The organism is Streptomyces sp. NPDC037100 (assembly GCF_055606225.1).
Genome location: NZ_JBVJSX010000016.1, coordinates 37,212 through 55,420, shown reverse-complemented (window position 1 = coordinate 55,420; position 18,209 = coordinate 37,212). Strand labels below are relative to the sequence as shown.

Genomic DNA, 18,209 nt, shown 5'->3' with positions numbered 1-18,209 from the left:
CGGGACAGGTCACCGGGGCGCGGAATCGGGCGTGCGTTCAGAGGCGTCCGGATTCCCGCGCGCACCGGACCCGCACCACGGCGGTCTGCCGGAGCCGTGGTGCGGGGCGGTCGCGTAACGGAAGCGGCGGGCGGAAGGACCGCGCTCAGGCCGCGCGACGCATGACCGGGACCCTGATCGGGCGCGAGCCCGGGCCGCCGACGTGTGAGAAGGGCTGGGTCCGCCAGTCGAGGCCCTGGGGGAGCGTCAACAGCAGGGCGGTGTCCTGCTCCTGCGGTTCCACGGACTCGTCCGCGGGGCGGGCGTCCGTGGCCCTGCGGCCGGTTCCGGCGCAGACCGTCAGTCCGAAGGGGTTCCACGGAGAGGCGCACAGCGCGTGCTCCGGCAGAACCTCCTCGTCCGCCAGCAGGGCGATGGGCTGCGCACAGTCCGGGCAGACGACCCGGAACATCTCGAACGTGTCGTAGGCGTCGAGTTCGTCGTCGAAGGCGTCGCGTTCGACGCCCTCCGGCTCGGGCTCGACGACGAGCTGCCGCTTGGGTGCGGTGCGACCAGGGCGCTTAAGACTCTGCATTGGGTTCTCCCCCTCGGGCTGGGCCGTATCAGGCACTGCGGCCTCGACCACAGCAAGCACTTCCCGTCCCCCCTGGGGGGTAATCACGAGAACATCACGGAGGCTGTTCGAGCCCTGTGGCGTTCGTCACACACCCCGCACAGGTGTCCACTGCGGTGCGTTTGTCCCCCGACCGCTGACCATCGGCTTTGCGGACACATCACGAACCGGGCATGACCTGGGCTGCTCAGGTATCCGAGGAGATCAACGGCACTGTAGGTTCTTGCGCCATGGAGGAGCTGGACCGACAGATCGTGCAGCTGCTCGTCAAGGACGGGCGGATGAGCTACACCGACCTGGGCAAGGCCACGGGGCTGTCCACGTCGGCCGTGCATCAGCGGGTGCGGCGGCTGGAGCAGCGGGGCGTCATCCGGGGCTATGCCGCGGTCGTCGACCCCGAGGCCGTCGGGCTGCCGATGACGGCGTTCATCTCGGTGAAACCGTTCGATCCCAGCGCGCCGGACGACATCGCGGACCGGCTGGCCGGCGTTCCCGAGATCGAGGCCTGCCACAGTGTCGCGGGCGACGAGAACTACATCCTGAAGGTGCGGGTGGCGACACCCCACGAGCTGGAGGAGCTGCTGGCCCGGGTGCGGTCGTTGGCCGGGGTGTCCACGCGGACGACGGTGGTGTTGTCCACGCCGTACGAGGCGCGACCGCCGCGGATCTGAACGCCCGGTGCCGGGTGCGGGGCGTGCGCGGTTGTGCCCACCGTTCCCCGCGCCCCTGATTCAGGCGTCGCCCTCGCCCCTGTGAGACTGTGCTCCATGAGTGAGTCGACCGCCCCGCCCCAGACCGTTCTTCTCCGCCGTGGAGAGGTCCACAGCCCCGCCGACCCCTTCGCCACCGCGATGGTCGTGGAGCGGGGACAGATCGCCTGGGTGGGGTCCGAAGGGGCCGCTGACGCCTTCGCGGACGGGGTCGACGAGGTGGTCGACCTGGACGGGGCGCTGGTCACACCGGCGTTCACCGATGCGCATGTGCACACGACGGCCACGGGCCTGGCCCTGACCGGGCTCGATCTCTCCGGCGCTCCCACGCTGGAGGCCGCCCTCGCCCTCGTCCGGGACTTCGCCGCCGCCCGTCCCGACGACCGGGTGCTGCTCGGACACGGCTGGGACGCGGCCCGCTGGCCCGGAGGCCGGCCCCCGACGCGGGCCGAGCTGGACCAGGCCACCGGGCACCGGCCCCTCTACCTCAGCCGGATCGACGTCCACTCGGCGGTCGTCACCACCGCCCTGCTCGACCTGGTCCCCGATGTCGCCCGGGCGGACGGACCGCTCACCGCCGACGCCCATCACGCCGTACGCGCCGCCGCGTTCGCCGCCGTCACGCCGCAGCAGCGCGGCGACGCCCAGCGCGCCGCGCTCGCGCACGCCGTCTCGCTCGGGATCGGCACGCTCCACGAGTGCGCCGGGCCGGAGATCTCCTCGGAGGACGACTTCACCGGCCTGCTGCGCCTCGCGGGCAAGGAGCCCGGGCCGCGGGTCGTCGGCTACTGGGCGGAACAGGACGTCGTCAAGGCACGGGAGCTGGGCGCGGCCGGCGCCGCGGGGGACCTGTTCGTCGACGGCGCCCTCGGCTCGCACACGGCCTGTCTGCACCAGCCGTACGCCGACGCCGCGCACACCGGCGTCGCCTACCTGGACGCCGACGCGGTCGCGGCGCATGTGGTGGCCTGCACCGAGGCGGGCCTGCAGGCCGGTTTCCACGCCATCGGCGACGCGGCCGTGGACGCCGTGGTGGAAGGGGTGCGCGCCGCCGCCGAGAAGCTCGGGCTCGGCCGGATCCGGGCCGCCCGGCACCGCGTCGAGCACGCCGAGATGCTCACTCCGGAGAGTGTCGCCGCCTTCGCCGAACTCGGCCTCACCGCATCGGTGCAGCCCGCGTTCGACGCCCTGTGGGGCGGCGAGGAGGGCATGTACGCGCAGCGTCTGGGCGCCGAGCGGGCCCGTGGCCTGAACCCCTTCGCGGCCCTGCTGCGCGCCGGTGTCCCGCTCGCCTTCGGCTCCGACAGCCCGGTGACCCCGCTCGACCCCTGGGGCACGGTCCGGGCCGCCGCCTTCCACCGCACACCGGAGCACCGCGTCTCCGTGCGCGCCGCTTTCACGGCGCACACGCGCGGCGGCTGGCGGGCCGTGGGACGGGACGACGCGGGCGTTCTGGTCCCGGGCGCCCCCGCCGACTACGCCGTCTGGCGCACCGGCGAACTCGTCGTGCAGGCCCCGGACGACCGCGTCGCCCGCTGGTCGACGGATCCCCGCTCCGGCACGCCGGGTCTTCCCGACCTCACCCCGGGCCACGACCTGCCCGTCTGTCTGCGCACCGTGGTGGGCGGACGCACGGTCTTCGTACGGCCGGGCGAGTGATCTACGGGGGTGGCGCGCATGAAGTCGCGCGCCGCAGCCCCGGCGCGCGACCTGCGAATCCTCGGCGCTGACCAGGGCTTTGCCGCGAGAGGCGCAGGTCAAACGGCTGTTGACAGGCGGCCGCAGGAGGCCGGTAGGTTCGGCCGAGTCCACCACCGGACGCCCGACCGGGGAACGTCCGAGCACTCGCCGCGGCGCCGCCGGGTCAGGGACGGTGTGCCGCACCGCGGCACCGTCACTGGGAGCCAGGCTCAGGCCGACGCAGCGCCGAGGGAACGTTCCGGCCGGTCGGGGAGGTGTGACCCGGGTGGGGCCCGCGCGCTCAGTAGACAACGGCTTTCGGTCGATCCGCAGCCAGCGGATCCCAGGTCGGCCCGAAGGGTGCCGGGCCCCCATCCGCCGCACGCGCGCACCCGGAGGTGCGCTCCTACCCCCGTCTTCCGGATCCGACACCACGATTCGAACGTCCTGTCACGTCATCGCAGGCCGGGCCCACTATGGTGGACCTCTGCGTATGAACATGAAGGGGCAGCAGTGAACGACGGCGACGGAACCCTCGCGGCAGAAGCCCGGGTGAGGAAGTTCGGCCCGCTCGGCACGGCCTTGGTGATCATCCCGACCTACAACGAGGCGGAGAACATCAAGAGCATCGTCGGCCGGGTACGCGAGGCCGTCCCCGAGGCGCACGTACTCGTGGCCGACGACAACAGCCCGGACGGCACGGGCAAGCTCGCCGACGAGCTGACCGTCGAGGACGACCACGTCCACGTGCTGCACCGCAAGGGCAAGGAGGGCCTGGGCGCCGCCTACCTCGCGGGCTTCCGCTGGGGCCTGGAGCGCGACTACGGCGTCCTGATCGAGATGGACGCCGACGGCTCCCACCAGCCCGAGGAACTGCCCCGCCTGCTCACCGCCCTCAAGAGCGCCGACCTGGTGCTGGGCTCGCGATGGGTGCCGGGCGGCCGCGTGGTGAACTGGCCGAAGTCCCGCGAGGTGATCTCCCGGGGCGGCAGCCTCTACTCACGGCTGGCGCTCGATCTGCCGTTGCGCGACATCACCGGCGGCTACCGTGCGTTCCGTCGCGAGACCCTGGAGGGCCTCGGCCTCGACGATGTCGCCTCCCAGGGGTACTGCTTCCAGGTCGACCTCGCCCGCCGCGCGGTCAAGGCCGGCTATCACGTGATCGAGGTGCCCATCACGTTCGTCGAGCGCGAACTGGGCGACTCCAAGATGAGCCGCGACATCCTCGTCGAGGCGCTGTGGCGCGTCACGGCGTGGGGCGTGGGGGAGCGGGTCGGCAAGGTCACGGGGCGTGGCGGCAAGCCCGCGAAGGAGTGAGGGCGCGCCGCTCGCGGAGGGTCCGCTCACAGAAACAGCTGATGGTGGCCTTATCCCGCGCTGAGCCGGGGCCAGGCACACTGGAGGCATGACGACTGGCGCTCAGACCCCGCTGTCCCCTGCCCGGCCCAAGCGCTCCCGGCTGCGTACGTTCCTGCCGCTGGGCGTCGCCGCGTGGCTCGTGCTGGAGATCTGGCTGCTCACCCTGGTCGCGGGGGCGACCAGCGGGCTGGTGGTCTTCCTCGTTCTGCTGGCGGGCCTCGTCCTCGGCTCGGTCGTCATCAAGCGGGCCGGACGGCGGGCCTTCCGCAAGCTCTCCGAGGCGCTGCAACAGCAGCAGAGCGGTGTGATGCCCGAAGCGGGCCGGTCCAACAGCGAGGGCAACGGCCTGATGATGCTGGGCGGCCTGCTCCTCATGATCCCCGGCCTGGTGTCGGACGCCGTGGGTCTGCTCCTGCTGCTGCCGCCGGTCCAGAAGATCGTGAGTCGCTCTGCGGAACGCACCTTCGAGCGCAAGCTCCGGGAGGCCGGCGCGGGCGGCCTGGGCGGTGCCTTCCAGCAGGCCCGTATGCACCGGCCCGACGGCAAGGTCGTCCAGGGCGAGGTCATCAGGGACGAGCCGGGGGACGCCCCGCAGCCGCCGCGCCCGCCGCTGACGCACTGATCCGCCGCTGACGCTGACGCACTGATCCCGGGTGCACGCGCCCGTGCCGGGCACACGGGTGCCCGCGCCCGTGCGCCGCGCACGCACAAGACCGCGGGCGCCGTACTTCGCGTACGGCGCCCGCGGTCTTGTGATGCGCTGTTGTTCGGGCCAGGCCCTGGGGGATTATGCCGACTTGCGGCTGTCACGGGGATGAACGGCGATGTTCATCGCTCCGGAACGCAGAACCGCCAGGCGCTCCTCGAGGACCTCTTCGAGTTCCTCACGGGTGCGCCGCTCCATCAGCATGTCCCAATGCGTACGCGCGGGCTTGCCCTTCTTCTCTTCAGGGACATCGCCGTCCACGAGGAGTGCCTGGGCCCCACAGACCTTGCACTCCCACTCCGGCGGGATCTCCGCCTCGACCGAGAAGGGCATCTCGAACCGGTGCCCCTTCTCGCATGCGTACTCCACGGCCTGGCGCGGGGCCAGGTCGATGCCGCGGTCCGTCTCGTAGCTGGTCACCACGAGGCGCGTGCCGCGAAGAGCTCGCTCACTCATGAATCGTGCCTCCCGGGCTTGTCGCCCACAGGACAGGTGTCGCTGTCGTCGTCATCCGGTCAACGTCCGGTCGGCGGTAAAGATTCCCGTTCCGGGTCTCGTTCCGGGTCATGCGTCGCCGTCGTAGCCGCCCTTGTTGTACCCACCAGCGCCCGGTTTGTCACATCTGATAACAGATATAACCCAGCGTTTCGGCATCTTTGACGCGCAGTAACGGTACGCCAGGCAGGCCAAACGCGTACACTACAGCCCTTTCGCTCCGAGTGCTAAATCCTGTCAGGAACCGGATTCCCCGCTTCGGCGATCGCACGCCGCACCGGGACCCGGGCGAGCAGGGCGAATCCGAGAACGAAGAAGGCCACCAGCGAGATGATCGCGTCCCGGTAGCTCCCCGTCAGCTGGTAGGTCACGCCGAACAGCAGCGGCCCGAGCCAGCTCATGCCGCGGTCGCTCATCTCGTACGCCGAGAAGTATTCGGCCTCTTTGCCCGGCGGGATCAAATGGGAGAACAGGGACCTGGACAGCGCCTGGCTGCCGCCGAGGACCAGGCCGATCCCGGCGGCGAGCGCGAAGAACCACACCGGCGCCCCGGCCGGCAGGAAGTACCCGGCCGCCAGCGTCACCGTCCAGGCGACCAATGACCCCAGGATCGTGCGCTTGGCCCCGTACAGCCGGGCCAGCCGGCCCATGGCCAGCGCGCCCGCCACCGCCAGCACCTGCACCAGCAGGACGGCGCCGATGAGCGTGGACTGCCCGAGGCCCAGTTCCTCGGAGCCGTAGATCGAGGCCTGGGAGATCACCGTCTGGATGCCGTCGTTGTAGACGAGGTAGGCGAGCAGGAAGGCCAGTGTCAGCGGATGGCGGCGCATGTCGCGGACGGTCGCCGCCAGCTGCCGGAAACCCGGGAGGGCCGCCTCGCGGCCGGCGGTCCTGCGATCGCGCAGCCGCCGCAGCGGAATGAGGGCGAACGCACCCCACCACAGGCCGGCCGATGCCAGGCAGATGCGGACCGCCGTGCTCTCGGAGAGGCCGAAGCCGTCGTGCCCGGTGTAGAGGACCAGGTTCGCGACGAGGACCAGCGAGCCCGCCGCGTAGCCGAAGGCCCACCCGCGGGAGGACACCGCGTCCCGCTGCTCGGGCGGGGCGATCTGCGGCAGGTAGGAGTTGTAGAGCATCATCGCCACGGACTGCGCGGCGTTGGCGACGATCAGCAGGGCACCGCCCAGCAGGTAGCGGTCGCCGTCCAGGAAGAACATGGCCGCCGTGGCCGTGGCGCCGGTGTAGGCGGCGGCCGCGAGGAGGGGCTTCTTGCGGCCGGTGCGGTCGGCGGCCGCGCCGACCAGGGGCATCACCAGGACGGCCACGATCACCGACACGGACACCGAGTACGCGAAGAAGGACCCGGCCCGCACCGGGATGCCCAGGGGGTGGACGTACCCGTCGGCGTCGGCCGCCGACTCGGCGACCGACGTCAGATAGGGGCCGAGGAACACGGTGAGCACGCTCGTCGAGTAGACGGAGCAGGCCCAGTCGTAGAAGTACCAGCCGCGCTGTTCGCGTCTCAGCTCCGCGGCCCCGTCGGCCGGTGGTGTCCGCACGGTGTCGTTGCCCACCCGCGCCCTCGCTTCCCCGTGAACGCGCGGAGCGGAGGTGCCCGGGGTCTCAGACCCAGACGCCGCGGTCCTCCATGACCTTGCGCAGTGTGTCGATGTGATCGGTCATGATGCCATCCACACCCAGGTCCAGGAGCCGGTGCATCGTCTCGGCGTCGTTGACGGTCCACACGTGCACCTGGAGCCCGCGCGCGTGGGCGGTGTGCAGGAAGCGCCGGTCCACGACCTGGATGCCGGACTGGATCTCGGGGACCTGCGCGGCCACCGCCGAGCGGCGCACCGCCGCCGGCAGCCCCCAGGAGCGAAGTCGCAGGTTGAGCACGCCCCGTGTGCCGTACGACGTGGCCAGGCGCGGGCCGGCCAGCCGCTGGGCGCGCACCACCCGCGCATCGGAGAACGAGCCGAGACACACCCGGTCCCAGGAGTTCGTCCGCCCGACCAGGTCGAGGAAGGGCAGCAGGGCGCCCTCCGCCTTGACGTCCACGTTCCAGCGCACGTCGGGGAAGGTTTCCAGGAGCTCCTCGAAGAGGGGGAGCGGCTCCTCGCCCGCCACCCGGGCCTGCCGTACCTCGTGCCACGGCAGGTCGGCGATCCGGCCCCCGCCGTCCGTCATCCGGTCCAGCGTCGCGTCGTGGAAGGCGACGAGCCTGCCGTCCAGCGTGGCGTGGACGTCGGTCTCGATGTACCGGTAACCCGCCTCGACTGCGCGCCGGAACTGCCGCACGGTGTTCTCCAGGCCGTCCGCGGCCCCGCCCCGGTGGGCGAAGGCGATCGGGCCGGGATGGTCGAGGTAGGGATGGCGTATCCGCGGGGTCACGATCGCAGTATCGCTCCTCGGGGTTGACCGGTGGCAACGGCCGTACCACCGCCGGATGCCGGAGGGACGGCGAACACACGCAGGAACATCTGGGCGAGCGGACCGATCGCCATGGCGTACAGGAGGGTGCCGATGCCGACGGTGCCGCCCAGGGCGAAGCCGGTCGCCACGACCGTGAGCTCGATGCCCGTGCGGACCAGGCGGATCGAGACGCCCGTGAGCCGGTGCAGTCCGGTCATGAGGCCGTCGCGCGGGCCCGGGCCGAAGCGGGCCGCGATGTACAGGCCGGTCGCCGCGCCGTTCAGGACGATCCCCGCCACCATCAGGGCGATGCGCGGCGCCGGGCCGTGCGCGTCGGGCACCAGCGCCAGCGTCGCGTCCATCGCCATGCCGATGACCAGCACGTTGGAGATCGTGCCCAGGCCCGGCCGCTGCCGCAGCGGGAGCCACGCGAGCAGCACCGCGGCGCCCACCAGGGTCAGCACGGCACCGATCGACAGACCGGTCCGCTCGGCGAGACCCTGGTGCAGCACGTTCCACGGCTCCAGCCCGAGCCCCGACCGGACGAGCAGCGCCGAACTCGCGCCGTAGAGCGCGAGACCCGCGTAGAGCTGGACGAGCCGACGGGCGAGGCGCCCCTGCGTGGACATGACGTGCCCCCAGTGGTGGTAGTGGACTGCTTCATGACACCCTGTGGCTTGGATGGAGAGGCCATCCATGGCCAATCCGGGGAAGGTGGACTGATTTCGATGGCGGAATGGACCTCGGCCGTGGGTGCGGCACAGCTCGCGCGGCTCCTCAGCTCCCAGCAGGACCGCCCGGCGGGACCCGGCACGCGCCGGCCGCCGGCCTACCGCGCGCTCGCGGACGGCATTCGCCTGCTGGTGCTCGAGGGACGCGTCCCGGTGGCGGCCCGGCTGCCCGCCGAACGTGAACTCGCCCTCTCCCTGTCCGTCAGCCGCACGACGGTCGCCGCCGCGTACGAGGCGCTGCGCAGTGAGGGGTTCCTGGAGTCCCGGCGGGGCGCGGGCAGTTGGACCGCCGTCCCGGCCGGGAACCCGCTGCCCGCCCGGGGGCTGGAGCCCCTCCCACCGGAGGCCCTCGGCTCGCTGATCGACCTCGGCTGCGCCGCGCTCCCCGCTCCCGAGCCCTGGCTCACCCGGGCCGTCCAGGGCGCACTGGAGGAACTGCCGCCCTACGCGCACACGCACGGCGACTACCCCGCCGGGCTGCCCGCGCTGCGGGCGATGATCGCCGAGCGGTACACCGCCCGCGGGATCCCGACCATGCCCGAGCAGATCATGGTGACGACTGGCGCGATGGGCGCGATCGACGCCATCTGCCATCTGTTCGCCGGGCGGGGCGAGCGCATCGCAGTCGAGTCGCCCTCGTACGCCAACATCCTCCAGCTGATGCGGGAGGCCGGGGCGCGGCTGGTGCCCGTCGCCATGGCCGAGGGGCTCACCGGGTGGGACATGGACCGCTGGCGGCAGGTCCTGCGGGACGCCGCCCCGCGCATCGCCTACGTCGTCGCCGACTTCCACAACCCGACCGGGGCACTCGCGGACGAGGACCAGCGCAGGCGGCTGGTGGACGCGGCGCGGTCCGCGGGAACCGTGCTGATCGCCGACGAGACGATGAGCGAGCTGTGGCTCGACCCGGAGGTGCGGATGCCGCGGCCGGTGTGCGCGTTCGACCCGGCCGGGTCCACGGTGATCACGGTGGGGTCGGCGAGCAAGGCCTTCTGGGCCGGGATGCGGATCGGATGGGTGCGGGCCGCCCCGGACGTGATCCGCAGTCTGGTCGCCGCCCGTGCGTACGCCGATCTCGGCACACCGGTGCTGGAGCAGCTGGCGGTGAACTGGCTGTTCGGGACCGGAGGCTGGGAGCAGGCCGTGGAGGTGCGGCGGGAGCAGGCCCGGGCGAACCGGGACGAGCTGGTGGCCGCGGTGCGGCGGGAGCTGCCCGCGTGGGAGTTCGAAGTGCCTCGGGGCGGGCTGACGCTCTGGGTGCGGACCGGGGGCCTGTCCGGGTCGCGGCTGGCCGAGGCGGGGGAGCGCGTGGGGGTTCGGGTGCCGTCCGGGCCGCGGTTCGGGGTGGACGGGGCGTTCGAGGGGTATGTGCGGCTGCCGTTCACCGTGGGCGGGGCGGTGGCCGAGGAGGCGGCCGTGCGGTTGGCCGCGGCGGCGGGACTCGTGGAGAGCGGTGCCGTGGGGAGCGCCGAGCCGCCGCGTACGTTCGTGGCGTAGGGCGGGCCGGGCGGGCCGGGTGGGGGTGCTGGGGGCGGTGCACCCCCAACGGCACGCAGTCCGCGGCTACGTCTCCTTGGCGAGGACCGGTACCTGGTCCGGCAGGGGTTCTTCGGTGAGGGCCGGTGCCGGGTCCGGCAGGCGTTCATCGGCGACGACCGGTACCGCCTCGGACGTCTGCGGTTTCACCGGAGCCGGCTCTTCTTCCGCATCCGCCGGCCCCGGTGCCGACTCGCCTTCCGACGGGTCCTGCTCCGGGATCGTCTCGCCGTCCGCCGGGGCCGTGCGCGGCGGGAGGAGGTCCAGGACCGCCTCGCAGAGGGCGTCGGGCGCGGCGTCGTCGTAGGGGTTCGGCGTGGCCGGGACCTGGAGGCGGTGGACCGCGCCCGTGCCCAGGCGGGCGTATCCGCGGCCCGGCGGGAGCACGTCGATCAACGTGGTGTGCGGGAGCGCGCCCAGGACCGATTCGAGCTGGTCCGCCGTGGCCGGACCCAGGATCACCCGGGCGCGGGTGTGCCGGCGAACCGGATCGCTCAGAGCGTCCACGCTGTCCAGCTGGTCGGCCACGACCACCGTCACGTTCGCCGGGCGGCCGTGCCGGAGGGGGACCTGGAGGAGGGATTGCGGGTCCTTGCGGCCGTCGGCGGCCGCCAGGTGGGTGAACGCCGTGGGGCGGTCCAGGAGGATCCACAGCGGGCGCTTGGTGTCCTCGGGCGGCGGATCACCCGCCTGGTGGGCGCGGTTGGCGGCGATGAGGCGGCGCTCGGTCTCGGTCGCGGCCCACTCCAGGCTCGCCATGACCCCGGCGAGCCCCGCTTCGACGGCCAGGACGCCGTCCCTGCCGGTCAGGCAGGCGTACTCGCCGGTGCCGCCTCCGTCGACGATCATCACGTCGCCGTGCCGCAGGGCCTGCAGGGCGATGGACCGCAACAGGGTGGAGGTGCCGCTGCCCGGCTGGCCGAGAGCGAGCAGGTGCGGCTCGGTGGAGCGCAGGCCCGTGCGCCAGACGACCGGCGGCACGTCCCGCTGCCGCTCCCCGTGGGTGACGGGGAGCGTGCGCTGGACCCGGGTGGGGTCCGTGAAACCCAGGACCGTCTCGCCGGGGGTGGTGACGAAACGCTGGGCGGCGATGTCGACGGGCAGCGGCAGGAGCACGCCCACCGTCAACTGGTTGCCCTCCTCGTCCCACGTGAAGTGGTACTCGCGGCCCCGGCCCGACTTGGCCGCGAGGAGGTGCTCGATCCGGGCGCGGGCCTCGGGCTCGCTGTCGGTGAAGTACGCCGGGTAGCGGACCACCAGCTGCGAGATCCGGCCGTCGCCGTCGAACGCGTAGGTGGGAAAAGCCTTGTCCCACGCGCCGCCGTGGGAGTACAGCGGCTCTGGGTCCTCGGCGGCGGAGAAGTACGGCACGAGCGCCTCGTACAGCGACTTCAGCCGCTGGGCCTGCGACTCGTCGGGCCCGTCGGACGCCGCCGTAGAGCGGTCCCGGCCCTGCCAGGCCGCCGCCGCCATCAGGGTGATGGCGGCGAGCAGCGGTCCGTACGGCACCAGCGCCACGACCAGGATGACGGAGGCCACCAGGAACAGCAGCGCCCCCCGTCGCTCCTTGGGGGTCTCGGTCCATCTGCGCCGCCCGGCCGCTGCCAGCCGGCGCAGACCCCGCGTGAGCGTGATCAGCGGGTGGAGGACGTCGGTGGCGCTGTCGGCGGCCGTCCGGGCCAGCTCCCGGCTCCGGGCCAGCTGCGCGCTGCCGTTGCTCAGAATGCGGGGGAGGGGGCGCCGGGCCACTAATGCCTCCAGAGAGTGCGTACGGGCGGGATGCGTACGGGGAACGGGGGCGTCAGAACTTGATTCCGCCCAGGAGGCTCGCCAGGCTCTCGCCGCCGGCCTTGATGCTCGGGGCGATGGCGGTACTCGCCAGATAGAAGCCGAACAGCATGGCGACCACGGCATGCGACGCCTTCAGGCCGTCCTTGCGGAAGAAGATGAAGACGACGATGCCGAGCAGGACCACGCCTGAGATGGAGAGGATCATTTGTGTTCTCCTGGTTCGCGGGGACAGTCACCATGAGTACTTCCAGGCTCACAGGATGTATCCATGCGATAAAAGGTGCAACTGGGTGAAATTCGTACTATTCACCCTCGGGCGGCGGAGTGGTCCCGGGCCTGGTCGAGCCGGCGGTTGCGCTGGTCCCGGTCTGCGCTGATCTTTACCTCGGGCACATCGGGTCATGTGCAGCGCGAGCCAGTACCCTGGCGATTCACTCGTACGGCTGCGCCCTCGCAGGCGTACGCACCCGAGATGATGTGCAGTGGAGAGGCGGTCCGTCCGATGACCGAAGTCCCCGACCCCGAGGTCGTGGAGCTGGCGACCAAGATCTTCGATCTGGCCCGGCGGGGACGGACCGAGCCGCTCGTGGCCTATGTGGACGCAGGCGTTCCGGCCAACCTCACCAATGACCGCGGCGACTCGCTCGTGATGCTCGCCGCCTACCACGGTCACTCCGAGGCGGTGCGCGCCCTGCTCGACCGCGGCGCCGAGGCCGACCGCGTGAACGACCGAGGCCAGACCCCGCTCGCCGGGGCGGTCTTCAAGGGCGAGACAGACGTGATCAAGGCCCTCCTGGAGGGCGGAGCCGACCCGTCCGCCGGCACGCCCTCGGCGGTCGACACCGCCCGGATGTTCGGCCGGACGGAATTGCTCGAACTGTTCGGCGAGCACTGAGCCGACCGGTCTGACCTGGAACGACAACGAAAACGGGGGAGGCGGTAAAGGGCCGCCGAAATTTCGGTCGCGGCAGACGGAAGTGCCGAGTCATCATGACGACGTGGTTCACGGACGTGATGGTTGGGCAGGTTTTGCCGCACCGCGCGGGCCGTGACGCGGTCCGCAAGGGCCACCGACGAGAGGCAGAGGAAATGGTCTACAGCAAGCAGGAAACGGCGGGCACTCCGACGTGTTGTCACGCGGCCAGGTAGTACACGTCCCCGGTTGCGTCGACGCTTGATGTGAGGCTGTTTCCCATGTTCGATCCGGTCATAGCGCCCAGCGGTACGCTGCTCGGCCTGCTCCAGCGGGGCCGCGGCGACGGCACGCTGCACGCGCTCACCGCCCCGCGCCCCGAGGCGCTGGCGGCGTTGAACCACTGTGTGCTGCGCGATCCCCGCCACGACTGGCAGGTGGAGAACCGCTCCCTCTACTACGCCCGCCTCTACCTCGACCTGAACGGCGAGCTGGACGAGGTCGAGGCCCATCTCTTCGGCGCCGAGGACGTCCTCGACAGCGACGAGTCACGCACCGGGCTCGCCCTGGCCGTCCTCGGGCACCTCGCCTCCTACGGCAGGCGGGACGCGCTCGAACTGCTGCGCAGGTACGCCGCACACGGCTCCAACTGGGCCTGGGCCCTCGACGAGCTGGCCCTCAGGGACGACGACGCGGGCCTGCGTGCCCTCGCCGCTCCCGTGCTCGCCCGGTTCCCCGCCGACCCGGAGGGCGATGCCGAGCTGGCCGCCACCGTGCGGGACGCCTTCGAACCGCGGCCCTGGCGGCTGTGGGCGGAGGATCCGCGCGAATCCGTCGCCACACGTGTGCGTGCCGCTCATGAGACGGGCTGCTTCGACCGCTGGCAGCGGCAGATGCGCCCCTCCGGCCCCCGGCCGGGCTGGAGCGTGCAGGCCGTCTTCGAATGGGCCCAGCAGGGCATCGATCGGGGTGCCGCCCTCCATGTGCCGGCCGCCCGGTGTCTCACCGCGGTGGCGGGTCCCGAGGACCGGGCCGAGATCGTCCGGGCTGCGAAGGACGGCAGCGACGGCGCGCGGTGCACGGCCCTCAGGTACCTCGCAGACGGCAACGATCCGGAGGCCCTCGATCTGATCGAGGGCGCCGTGGCCACCGGCTCGACGCTCGTCGTGGACGCGGCCGTCGACGCCTTCGAACGGATGCGCTCGCTCGCCGCCGTGGACCGGGCGCGCGGCTGGGCCCGGCGGCCGGACGCGCTGGGCGCGGCCGCCGGACGCGTCCTCGCCTGCCGGGGCGGGGCGCACGACCGCGACCTGGTCCTCGCGGCGCTACGGGAGGCCGTACGGGGCGAAGGCCCCGACGCGCAGACCCTGTGGACCCTCGTGGACGGCACCGGACGGCTCGGCATCGCCTGCGCCGCACCCGTACTCCGCCACGTCTACCGTGAGACCGCCTCCTCCCATCTGCGCGGCCGGGCCGCCCGGGCCCTCGCCGCCACCGACCCCTCCTTCGCCACCGGCTTCGCCGTCGAGTGCCTGTGGGACTGCGAGGAGACCACCCGGGAGATCGCCGCCCGGCACGCCGAGACCGGAGACACCCGCGTCGTCGAGCGACTGCGCCGGCTCGCCGCCGACCCGGCCGAGGAAGCCGAGGTGCAGACTGCCGTACGCAGCAGGATCGGTCCCGAGGAGACCGCGGTGTGACCGCTGGGTGCCCCTTCTCGACGGGCTGCCGGGGCGGATTCGCGCCTGAAGGGTGAACGGGGGGTGACCCGCGGGTCAGGAGTGCATGGACACCGCCTGACCTGCGCGGGTGCGCCTCAGAACGCTCATGGGACGTTCCTCGCCCGGAAAGATCCACGTTGACGCGGCCACGTCCGGCACGGCGACAACACGGGTATGCGTGTCGTCATAGTGACCGAATCCTTTCCCCCCGACGTGAACGGCGTGGCCCACTGCGCGCTCCAGACCGCACGGCACCTCGTCGATCGCGGTCACGCCCCCGTCGTCGTCGCCCCGGCCCCCGCACCGGGGAACAAGCCCGACGCCTTCGCGCCGTGCCCCGTCGTGCACGTCCCCTCCCTCCCGCTCCCCGGCTACCCCCAGGTCCGCGTCGCCCTCCCCAGCCGCCGCCTGGCCGCCACCCTCGTCGAGCACCGTGCCGATGTGGTCCACCTCGCCAGTCCCTTCGTCCTCGGCGTGCGGGGCATGGCCGCCGCCGCGCGCCTCGGCCTCCCCGCCGTCGCCGTCTACCAGACCGACCTGGCCGGTTACGCACGTACGTACATGGGCGCCGGGGAAGCCGCCGCCTGGCGGCGCATCCGCGCCGTGCACGGCGCCGCCGACCTCACCCTCGCGCCGTCCAGCGCGGCCCTGCACGACCTGGAGACCCACGGGGTGCCCCGGGTCCGGTTGTGGCCGCGCGGTGTGGACACCGAGCGGTTCCGGCCCGACCGGCGCGACGATGCCCTGCGCCGCGCACTCGCCCCGAACGGCGAGCTGATCGTCGGCTATGTCGGCAGGCTCGCCCCCGAGAAGCAGGTCGAACTCCTTGCCGGTGCCTGCGGCCTGGAGGGCGTCCGGGTCGTGATCGTCGGCGACGGCCCCAGCCGGCCCGGCCTGGAGCAGGCGCTGCCCGGCGCCGTCTTCCTCGGCCGGCGCACCGGTGACGACCTCGCCCGGGTCTTCGCCTCGTTCGACGTCTTCGCGCACACGGGCCCCTTCGAGACCTTCTGCCAGACGGTCCAGGAGGCCATGGCCAGCGGCCTGCCCGTGGTGGCGCCCGCCGCGGGCGGCCCGCTCGACCTGGTCGCGCACGGGCGCACCGGGCTGCTGGTCCCGCCCCACGACGCGGCCGCCGTCCGCGACGCGGTGCGATCCCTGGCCGCCGACGCCGGGCTGCGGGCCGGCTACGGCGCCGCCGGGCGCGCCACCGTCGAGGGCCGCACCTGGGTGGCCGTCGGCGACCGGCTGATCGGTCACTACGCGCAGGTGCTCGCCGGACGCCGGACGGCGGTGGCGGCATGAGCGACTCCCGTTCCGGCAGCGGCGACCGCAGGTCGCTGCGGATCGTCCGGCTCGCCAACTTCGTCGCCCCCGCGTCCGGCGGACTGCGCACCGCGTTGCGCGAGCTCGGCAAGGGCTTCAAGGCGGCGGGGCACGACCCCGTCCTCGTGGTCCCCGGTGAGCGGATGAGCGACCGCGAGACCGAGCAGGGGCGGGTCATCACCCTCCCCGGACCGCTGCTGCCCGGCACCGGCGGATACCGCGTCCTCACCGACAGGCGGCGGGTGACCCGGCTCCTGGAGGAACTCGCGCCGGACCGGCTGGAGGTGTCCGACCGGACGACCCTGCGGTGGACCGGCAGATGGGCGCGACGCGCCCGGATCCCGGCGGTGATGGTCTCCCACGAGTCGGCCGACGGGGTGCTGCGCACCTGGGGCCTGCCCGAGGCGGCCGCCCGGCGTGCCGCCGACGCCCTCAACATCCGCACGGCCCACACCTACGCGCGCGTGGTGTGCACCACCGAGTTCGCCGAGCGGGAGTTCGTACGGATCGGGGCCCGCAACGTCGTCCGGGCACCGCTCGGCGTCGACCTGATGCAGCGGCACCCGGCGCTGCGCGACCCGCAGGTACGGGCCCGGCACGCGCGCGAGGACGAGACACTGCTCGTGATGTGCTCGCGGCTGTCCGTGGAGAAGCGGCCCGGCACGGCGCTGGACGCCCTGCAGGCGCTGCGGCGGCGCGGGCACCGGGCCGTGCTGGTGGTGGCCGGGGACGGCCCGCTGCGCGCGCGGCTCGAACAGCGGGCGCGCGAGAGCGGCCTGCCGGTCACCTTCCTCGGGCACGTCTTTGACCGCCGGCTGCTCGGCGCGCTCCAGGCGTCCGCCGACGTGGTGTTGGCACCGGGGCCCGCCGAGACCTTCGGGCTCGCCGCGCTGGAGGCCTTGGCCTGCGGTACGCCCGTGGTGGCGAGTGCCTCGTCCGCGCTGTCGGAGGTGATCGGTTCCGCCGGTGCCGTCGCGGCGAACCGCGGGGACGCCTTCGCGGACGCCGTGGACCTGCTGCTGGAACGCCTGGAGCCGGACCGGCGCGAGGCGGCACGCGCGCGTGCGGAGTGCTTCGGGTGGGACGCGGCGGTCGACGCGTTCCTCGCCGCGCACGACGCGGCCGTGCCGGTGCGTCCCACCCGGCCGTTCGCGCCCCGGGGCGCGGCATGAGACCCCCGCGGCGCGAGGGGCCCCTGAGGTTCGTGGCCCTCGGGGACTCGCTCACCGAGGGCGTGGGGGATCCCGTCGGTGACGGCGTGTGGCGTGGCTGGGCCGCGCTGCTCGCACGCGGGCTCGCCGGGGAGCGGGTCGGGTTCACCAACCTCGCGGTGAGCGGGGCACAGACCCGGGACGTCCTGGAGCGGCAGCTGCCGGCCGGGCTGGAGCTGCGGCCCGACCTGGTGTCCGTCGTCGTCGGCGTCAACGACAGCCTGCGCTGCACCTTCGACATCGGGGCCGTGGCCGCGCGGCTCGACCGGGTGTACGCGGCATGCAGCGAGCAGGGCGCGGTCCTGCTCACCGCCTGCCTGCCCGACCCGGGCACCATGCTCGGCCTGCCCGGGCCTCTCGCCCACCCGCTGGCCCGGCGGCAACGGGCCGTGAACACGGTGGTGCACGCCCTGTCCCAGCGGTACGAGGCCCTGCACCTGCACGCGTGCGAGGGCGACTGGGTCACCGACCGTGCTCTGTGGAGCGCGGATCGGCTGCACCCGGGCGAACGCGGGCACCGGCAACTCGCCCTGCGCTTCCACGCGCTGCTCGCCGAGCACGGCCTCGCGACGGGGCCCGCGCCCACGGCCGAGCCCGAGTTCCCCGACCCGACCAGGTCGGCGAGCCTGCGGTGGCTTGCCACGGCCGGTACCGGCTGGGTGGCCCGCCGGTGCACCGACCTGCTGCCCCAGCTGTTGACCCTGGCCGCCGACGAACTCCGGCACCGCGCCCGGGGCACGAGCGCCCGGCTCGACCTGCGGGCCTCGGCCGCGGTGTCCGCCGCACTCTCGGGCCTGTCGGCGGCCCCGGCCGGTCGGCCGTGACCGGTCGGGATGGTTCGGCGGCGTCGAAGGGTCGGTTCAGCTGTGCTCGGTCGGGAGGGTTCGGCGGCGTCGAAGGGTCGGTTCAGCTGTGCTCGGTCGGGAGGGTTCGGCGGCGTCGAAGGGTCGGTTCAGCTGTGCTCGGTCGGGAGGATTCAGCGCGCCCAACGGTCACTTCAGCTGTGCC

At 73.0% G+C, this 18,209-nt stretch carries 17 protein-coding genes; 10 read left to right on the top strand and 7 right to left on the bottom strand.

Annotated features, from left to right (window positions below; translation table 11 throughout):
* Positions 1 to 145: 145 nt before the first annotated feature.
* A complete protein-coding gene (locus ACZ7EG_RS36215; RefSeq protein ID WP_362240115.1) occupies positions 146 to 574 on the bottom strand; it encodes a hypothetical protein in 429 nt (142 codons plus the stop codon).
* Between the two features lie 269 nt (positions 575 to 843).
* On the opposite strand from ACZ7EG_RS36215, the gene ACZ7EG_RS36210 reads away from it, so the two are divergent.
* The 4 genes from ACZ7EG_RS36210 (at position 844) to fxsA (ending at position 4,984) form a co-directional block, all read left to right on the top strand.
* The gene (locus tag ACZ7EG_RS36210; RefSeq protein WP_006136660.1) at positions 844 to 1,284 is read left to right on the top strand and encodes an Lrp/AsnC family transcriptional regulator; all 441 of its coding nucleotides are present in this window, start codon (positions 844 to 846) and stop codon (positions 1,282 to 1,284) included.
* Between the two features lie 96 nt (positions 1,285 to 1,380).
* Positions 1,381 to 2,982 (top strand): amidohydrolase, encoded by a 1,602-nt coding sequence (locus tag ACZ7EG_RS36205; protein ID WP_471088497.1) that lies wholly within the window; start codon positions 1,381 to 1,383, stop codon positions 2,980 to 2,982.
* Between the two features lie 534 nt (positions 2,983 to 3,516).
* The gene (locus ACZ7EG_RS36200; RefSeq protein WP_471088495.1) at positions 3,517 to 4,320 is read left to right on the top strand and encodes a polyprenol monophosphomannose synthase; all 804 of its coding nucleotides are present in this window, start codon (positions 3,517 to 3,519) and stop codon (positions 4,318 to 4,320) included.
* A gap of 88 nt (positions 4,321 to 4,408) precedes the next feature.
* Entirely contained in the window at positions 4,409 to 4,984 is a 576-nt protein-coding gene (gene fxsA / locus ACZ7EG_RS36195; protein ID WP_471088493.1) for an FxsA family membrane protein, read from the top strand.
* A gap of 165 nt (positions 4,985 to 5,149) precedes the next feature.
* On the opposite strand, the gene ACZ7EG_RS36190 is transcribed toward fxsA, so the two are convergent.
* The 4 genes from ACZ7EG_RS36190 to yczE all read right to left on the bottom strand — a co-directional run bounded on the left by ACZ7EG_RS36190 (position 5,150) and on the right by yczE (position 8,604).
* Positions 5,150 to 5,524, bottom strand: coding sequence for an RNA polymerase-binding protein RbpA (locus tag ACZ7EG_RS36190; RefSeq protein ID WP_030247095.1), 375 nt, complete (start codon positions 5,522 to 5,524; stop codon positions 5,150 to 5,152).
* A gap of 266 nt (positions 5,525 to 5,790) precedes the next feature.
* A complete protein-coding gene (locus tag ACZ7EG_RS36185; protein WP_471088491.1) occupies positions 5,791 to 7,137 on the bottom strand; it encodes an MFS transporter in 1,347 nt (448 codons plus the stop codon).
* Positions 7,138 to 7,186: 49 nt separating this feature from the next.
* Positions 7,187 to 7,954: a glycerophosphodiester phosphodiesterase gene (locus tag ACZ7EG_RS36180; RefSeq protein WP_471088489.1), complete on the bottom strand. Its 768-nt coding sequence runs from the start codon at positions 7,952 to 7,954 to the stop codon at positions 7,187 to 7,189.
* Positions 7,951 to 8,604 carry a membrane protein YczE gene (gene yczE / locus ACZ7EG_RS36175; RefSeq protein ID WP_471088487.1) on the bottom strand — a complete coding sequence of 218 codons (654 nt, stop codon included), beginning with the start codon at positions 8,602 to 8,604 and terminating at the stop codon, positions 7,951 to 7,953. The genes ACZ7EG_RS36180 and yczE overlap by 4 nt, the downstream gene beginning before the upstream one ends.
* A gap of 99 nt (positions 8,605 to 8,703) precedes the next feature.
* Here yczE and ACZ7EG_RS36170 point away from each other — a divergent pair, with 99 nt between their 5' ends.
* On the top strand, positions 8,704 to 10,203 hold the full coding sequence (locus ACZ7EG_RS36170; protein WP_362240096.1) for an SCO1417 family PLP biosynthesis transcription factor: 1,500 nt from the start codon (positions 8,704 to 8,706) through the stop codon (positions 10,201 to 10,203).
* Between the two features lie 66 nt (positions 10,204 to 10,269).
* On the opposite strand, the gene ACZ7EG_RS36165 is transcribed toward ACZ7EG_RS36170, so the two are convergent.
* On the bottom strand, positions 10,270 to 11,991 hold the full coding sequence (locus tag ACZ7EG_RS36165) for a hypothetical protein (protein WP_471088485.1): 1,722 nt from the start codon (positions 11,989 to 11,991) through the stop codon (positions 10,270 to 10,272).
* A gap of 52 nt (positions 11,992 to 12,043) precedes the next feature.
* Entirely contained in the window at positions 12,044 to 12,238 is a 195-nt protein-coding gene (locus ACZ7EG_RS36160; RefSeq protein ID WP_030843336.1) for a hypothetical protein, read from the bottom strand.
* A 297-nt stretch (positions 12,239 to 12,535) separates the two neighbouring features.
* On the opposite strand from ACZ7EG_RS36160, the gene ACZ7EG_RS36155 reads away from it, so the two are divergent.
* From ACZ7EG_RS36155 to ACZ7EG_RS36135, 5 genes are all read left to right on the top strand, one after another.
* Positions 12,536 to 12,928 carry an ankyrin repeat domain-containing protein gene (locus ACZ7EG_RS36155; RefSeq protein WP_471088483.1) on the top strand — a complete coding sequence of 131 codons (393 nt, stop codon included), beginning with the start codon at positions 12,536 to 12,538 and terminating at the stop codon, positions 12,926 to 12,928.
* 299 nt (positions 12,929 to 13,227) lie between these two features.
* Entirely contained in the window at positions 13,228 to 14,646 is a 1,419-nt protein-coding gene (locus ACZ7EG_RS36150; protein ID WP_471088481.1) for a HEAT repeat domain-containing protein, read from the top strand.
* Between the two features lie 195 nt (positions 14,647 to 14,841).
* Positions 14,842 to 15,969 carry a glycosyltransferase family 4 protein gene (locus tag ACZ7EG_RS36145; protein ID WP_471088479.1) on the top strand — a complete coding sequence of 376 codons (1,128 nt, stop codon included), beginning with the start codon at positions 14,842 to 14,844 and terminating at the stop codon, positions 15,967 to 15,969.
* The gene (locus ACZ7EG_RS36140; protein ID WP_471088477.1) at positions 15,966 to 17,162 is read left to right on the top strand and encodes a glycosyltransferase; all 1,197 of its coding nucleotides are present in this window, start codon (positions 15,966 to 15,968) and stop codon (positions 17,160 to 17,162) included. The genes ACZ7EG_RS36145 and ACZ7EG_RS36140 overlap by 4 nt, the downstream gene beginning before the upstream one ends.
* Positions 17,159 to 18,025 (top strand): SGNH/GDSL hydrolase family protein, encoded by an 867-nt coding sequence (locus tag ACZ7EG_RS36135; RefSeq protein WP_471088475.1) that lies wholly within the window; start codon positions 17,159 to 17,161, stop codon positions 18,023 to 18,025. Before ACZ7EG_RS36140 ends, ACZ7EG_RS36135 begins: the two co-directional genes overlap by 4 nt.
* Positions 18,026 to 18,209: the final 184 nt, after the last annotated feature.

What these genes read in the sequence shown, in the direction of transcription:
- ACZ7EG_RS36215 (WP_362240115.1), bottom strand. Translation starts at nt 574, where the DNA reads ATGCAGAGTCTTAAGCGCCCTGGTCGCACCGCACCCAAGCGGCAGCTC.
- ACZ7EG_RS36210 (WP_006136660.1), top strand. Translation starts at nt 844, where the DNA reads ATGGAGGAGCTGGACCGACAGATCGTGCAGCTGCTCGTCAAGGACGGG.
- ACZ7EG_RS36205 (WP_471088497.1), top strand. Translation starts at nt 1,381, where the DNA reads ATGAGTGAGTCGACCGCCCCGCCCCAGACCGTTCTTCTCCGCCGTGGA.
- fxsA (WP_471088493.1), top strand. Translation starts at nt 4,409, where the DNA reads ATGACGACTGGCGCTCAGACCCCGCTGTCCCCTGCCCGGCCCAAGCGC.
- ACZ7EG_RS36190 (WP_030247095.1), bottom strand. Translation starts at nt 5,524, where the DNA reads ATGAGTGAGCGAGCTCTTCGCGGCACGCGCCTCGTGGTGACCAGCTAC.
- yczE (WP_471088487.1), bottom strand. Translation starts at nt 8,604, where the DNA reads ATGTCCACGCAGGGGCGCCTCGCCCGTCGGCTCGTCCAGCTCTACGCG.
- ACZ7EG_RS36170 (WP_362240096.1), top strand. Translation starts at nt 8,704, where the DNA reads ATGGCGGAATGGACCTCGGCCGTGGGTGCGGCACAGCTCGCGCGGCTC.
- ACZ7EG_RS36160 (WP_030843336.1), bottom strand. Translation starts at nt 12,238, where the DNA reads ATGATCCTCTCCATCTCAGGCGTGGTCCTGCTCGGCATCGTCGTCTTC.
- ACZ7EG_RS36155 (WP_471088483.1), top strand. Translation starts at nt 12,536, where the DNA reads ATGACCGAAGTCCCCGACCCCGAGGTCGTGGAGCTGGCGACCAAGATC.
- ACZ7EG_RS36150 (WP_471088481.1), top strand. Translation starts at nt 13,228, where the DNA reads ATGTTCGATCCGGTCATAGCGCCCAGCGGTACGCTGCTCGGCCTGCTC.
- ACZ7EG_RS36145 (WP_471088479.1), top strand. Translation starts at nt 14,842, where the DNA reads ATGCGTGTCGTCATAGTGACCGAATCCTTTCCCCCCGACGTGAACGGC.
- ACZ7EG_RS36140 (WP_471088477.1), top strand. Translation starts at nt 15,966, where the DNA reads ATGAGCGACTCCCGTTCCGGCAGCGGCGACCGCAGGTCGCTGCGGATC.
- ACZ7EG_RS36135 (WP_471088475.1), top strand. Translation starts at nt 17,159, where the DNA reads ATGAGACCCCCGCGGCGCGAGGGGCCCCTGAGGTTCGTGGCCCTCGGG.